Origin of the sequence: Candidatus Magnetominusculus dajiuhuensis (genome assembly GCF_046044395.1) — a bacterium.
Lineage (GTDB): Bacteria > Nitrospirota > Thermodesulfovibrionia > Thermodesulfovibrionales > Magnetobacteriaceae > Magnetominusculus > Magnetominusculus dajiuhuensis.
The window spans coordinates 1-3,635 of the sequence record NZ_JBJUSG010000206.1; the positions used below are offsets into that span (position 1 = coordinate 1).

Consider the following 3,635-nt stretch of genomic DNA (forward strand, 5'->3'; position numbering starts at 1 on the left):
TTCCCTACCCCTATTGTCCTTATGCCTCAGAATATGCACAATCATCATGAAACTCCCACTAAAGGGAAGATTCCGGACAAGCCGGAATGACGGAAAGAAACAACCATGAATGATTGCATAGGTATCTTCTACTTTTTTTTCAAATGCGATTGCCCTGACGGCATGGTGACTGCCTGCAACCACTGAAAAATTCATTCTGTAATAGCAAAATAAAAAATCCTTCTTGACAATGAATAAAGATTAGTTTTAGTCTAGATATGTGGTTTGCGAGATAATAGGACAAGGAGGTGTGTAATGAAAACTAAGCTGTTGCTGTTGGCCATTGTGTGTCTGGTGGTAGTACCGCTGGCTGCCGAGGCCTTTCCACCGCCCTTTGGTGGTGCGCTTCCTGTAGCCGTAGTTGCGCCGCCAGTGCCGTTGTTAGCTCCACCGCCGCCCGCACCTGGTTTTTGGGGTAGGCCTGCGGTCGTAATAGCGCCCGTGGCTTACGTTGCGCCACCGCCGGTGGGTTACTACGCTCCGCCACCGCCGTACTGGGATGCCTTTTACTGGCCGCCACCACCTGCGTATTGGGTGTCTGTTGGCCGCCCTCACGGTCACTACCGTCACTACCGGTAGTGTCAGTTTCTTAGGCTTTTCTTATGGGTAAGCAGATATTGTTGATGAATACGGGTTCCCGCAACAGCGGGAGCCCGTGGGTTGCGTGGGGAGTCGAAAGTTTAACGGGGGCAAAGGTTTGACCGGAGCGAAGGCTGGACGGGAGCGAAGATAGCGAGTGAGTTCTAAGGGATGCGTACTGGTAGTTGATGATCAATCGCTGAACGTTAAGCTGTTGGACACTATCCTGACCCGCAACGGGTTTGATGTGATGAAGGCCTACGGTGGGCAGGAGGCGCTGGACGCCTGCAAAGATAGTGTTCCGGATATTATTCTCCTTGACATGATGATGCCGGGTATGGATGGGCTGCAGACTTGCCATGCCCTGAAGTCAAACCCTCTTACCGCCGCCGTTCCGGTAATTTTTATCAGCGCCCTCACTGATGTATCGGATAAAGTTAACGCCTTTACACACGGTGGGGTGGATTATATTACAAAGCCGTTTCAAAAGGAAGAGGTCATCTCCCGTGTGGAGAGCCATCTTAGGATATATCGTTTACAGAAGTCATTGGATGAAAAAAATAGCCACCTCAAACAATCTCAAAATGAACTAACCACACTGAACCAGCTTCTCGCCGCATACAACGATAAACTGGAGGATATGGTCAGAAGCAGGACTCAGGAACTTGACAACACAAATAAACAACTCACTGTCTCTCTGAAGGAAAAGGAGATACTCATTAAAGAGGTTCACCACCGGGTTAGAAACAACCTCCAAATTATCTCAAGTATGCTCAACCTTGGCCTCTCAAATATAACCAACCCTGAGTTTGCCGCCGTTTTCAGGAGCAGTTACTCCAGAGTCAGGGTTTTATCAGTCATACATGACAAGCTCTGCGAGAGCATTGACTTCTCGTCGGTAAATATCGAAGATTTTATAAATGTCCTGTTCAGTGAACTCGTGTCGGCCTACGGGGCCAGGCCCATACCCTCTCTGGCAATAGTCTCAAACATGGACTCGCTTGGCATCAACATCATGATTACGTGCGGCCTTATTCTGAACGAATTAGTCTCAAACTCTATACGACATGCCTTCGCAAAAGACATACAGGGTATAATCACCGTAACCTTTAACCAGACTGAAAATGGTGAACTCGTACTAATCGCCAGTGACAACGGCACTGGCTTCGCCGAAGGCACCTCTGACAAGGGGGGCACATACCACGGCCTTCAAGTCGTAAAAGACCTCGTACAAAGTAAATTAAAAGGCACAACGCAGATAAACTCCGCTAACGGAACTACAGTTACGATAACTTTCAAAGACGTCGGCGGCAAATACCACAACATAGTTTGAAAGGTGTCAGTAAAGTGTATACGAAAGGGGGTATTGATGAGAAAATCAACAAGTGTGTTGTCGGCGGCGATTATTGTAATCGTCAGGTTCCTCTGCGGAATTGCCAGCGCTCAGTACCAAGTTGACTGAAATCCCAAACGGCACGCTGATTAAAGCGGGTGGAGTGTATAAGGCCGACCAAAAATAACTTATCGGGCTGCGCGCAACACTTTTTTTCGCGGGCAGCCCGTGAAGATTTTACCTGTCCCTTAGTTTCGCAAGCAGATTCAATATCTCAATGTAGAGCCAAACAAGCGTGACCATTATGGCAAACCCGCCGTACCATTCAAAATATTTCGGGGCGTTTTCCCTTGCCGCGCCCTCAATAAAATCAAAATCCAGCACCAGATTCATGGCCGCTATTACCACTACCACCACACTGAATCCAATCCCTATTACGCCGCTTCCATAGATGTGCGGGATTTGTACGCCGAATAGTCCCAATACGAAGGACGCGAGATAGACGACAAATATGCCACCTGTGGCTGCCACCACACCGGCCTTGAATTTCTGAGTTGCCCGCACTATGCCAGCCTTATATGCCGCTAACAGCATGAACAGCGTGCCAAACGTAAGGGCTACGGCCTGAAAGGCAAGTCCCGGATATTTCTTTTCGAAAACCGCCGTGATGCCCCCTAAGAAAAGTCCCTCAAACACCGCGTATACCGGTGCTGTCAACGGCGACCATTTGTTTACAAATATCGTGACGAGCGCGGTGATTAACCCGCCAACGAGGCCGATAGTCATAAACGGGGTAACGGCTGCCAGTCCCTCGTCGAAATATGTCCGCCATACCCATGATGCGCTGAACAGGAGGAGAATCAGCAGAAACGCAGTCTTATTGACCGCCCCGCTTACTGTCATTGCCCCTTCTGCTCCATAACCTGCCATCGGCCTTCTCAGGGCCTTCGCCCTTAATGCCGGATTTGATGTTCTCATCATTGTCTTATACCTCCTTGAAGATTATTTTTGAGAAAACGTCCTTGTATATTACATCCGCCAACAGTTCATAGCCCTTCGTGGAAAGATGAAGTCCGTCGTTAGAGTATTCAATGGCAAGGCGTTGAACCGGAGTTTCGCACGAGGCGGTGAAGTAATCCGCAAACGGGATGTTAAGGCCCTTCGCGGTTTCTTTGATCATATTGTTGAGTTCAACCCGCGGCGCTATCAGAGGGTCATATCCCCTCAGGGAAGGCACGCTAACGGCCACAGGAATAATCCCCGCGTCAAGGGCGGTTTTATACATATAGTACAGGTTAGACATTATGGCGCGTAACTCCACCGACCAGCCCAAATCGTTAGTGCCGCCAAGAATAATAACATAGTCAGGGTTAAGAGACAGTACATCTTTGTCATAACGCCGTAACATGTCCTCGGTCAGTTCGCCGCTAATCCCCTTGATGACAAAATCGGCCTTGCCGCCCATTTTCTCCATGAGGAAATCAGCATAGGGTGTCTCACGGTACCACGGATTTTCCCGCGTAGGAGACTGAAACCCAACGGTAAGACTGTCGCCAAAAGCCACTATCAAAAGTTTAGACATCGCTTACCTATAGTATATTTTTTATGCCAGCAATGTCAAATTGAAAACCCCAGCGATTCTCGGTGAAGGCAAGAACGATACTGGTAGTATGTATAGTATAAT

5 protein-coding genes are annotated in these 3,635 nt (G+C 48.6%); 2 read left to right on the plus strand and 3 right to left on the minus strand.

Going from position 1 to position 3,635, the window contains the following annotated elements:
- The coding region (locus AB7D94_RS16795) for a hypothetical protein (RefSeq protein ID WP_420267220.1) at window positions 1-183 on the minus strand (183 nt) is incomplete at its 3' end.
- Between the two features lie 111 nt (window positions 184-294).
- Between AB7D94_RS16795 and AB7D94_RS16800 the strand changes: the two genes are divergently transcribed.
- Window positions 295-618: a hypothetical protein gene (locus tag AB7D94_RS16800; RefSeq protein WP_420267221.1), complete on the plus strand. Its 324-nt coding sequence runs from the start codon at window positions 295-297 to the stop codon at window positions 616-618.
- A gap of 157 nt (window positions 619-775) precedes the next feature.
- Entirely contained in the window at window positions 776-1,951 is a 1,176-nt protein-coding gene (locus tag AB7D94_RS16805; RefSeq protein WP_420267222.1) for a response regulator, read from the plus strand.
- Between the two features lie 237 nt (window positions 1,952-2,188).
- Here AB7D94_RS16805 and AB7D94_RS16810 read toward each other — a convergent pair whose 3' ends face one another.
- A complete protein-coding gene (locus AB7D94_RS16810) occupies window positions 2,189-2,929 on the minus strand; it encodes a Bax inhibitor-1/YccA family protein (RefSeq protein ID WP_420267224.1) in 741 nt (246 codons plus the stop codon).
- A gap of 7 nt (window positions 2,930-2,936) precedes the next feature.
- Complete coding sequence (locus tag AB7D94_RS16815; RefSeq protein WP_420267223.1) at window positions 2,937-3,533, minus strand: GDSL-type esterase/lipase family protein; 597 nt, start codon at window positions 3,531-3,533, stop codon at window positions 2,937-2,939.
- Window positions 3,534-3,635: the final 102 nt, after the last annotated feature.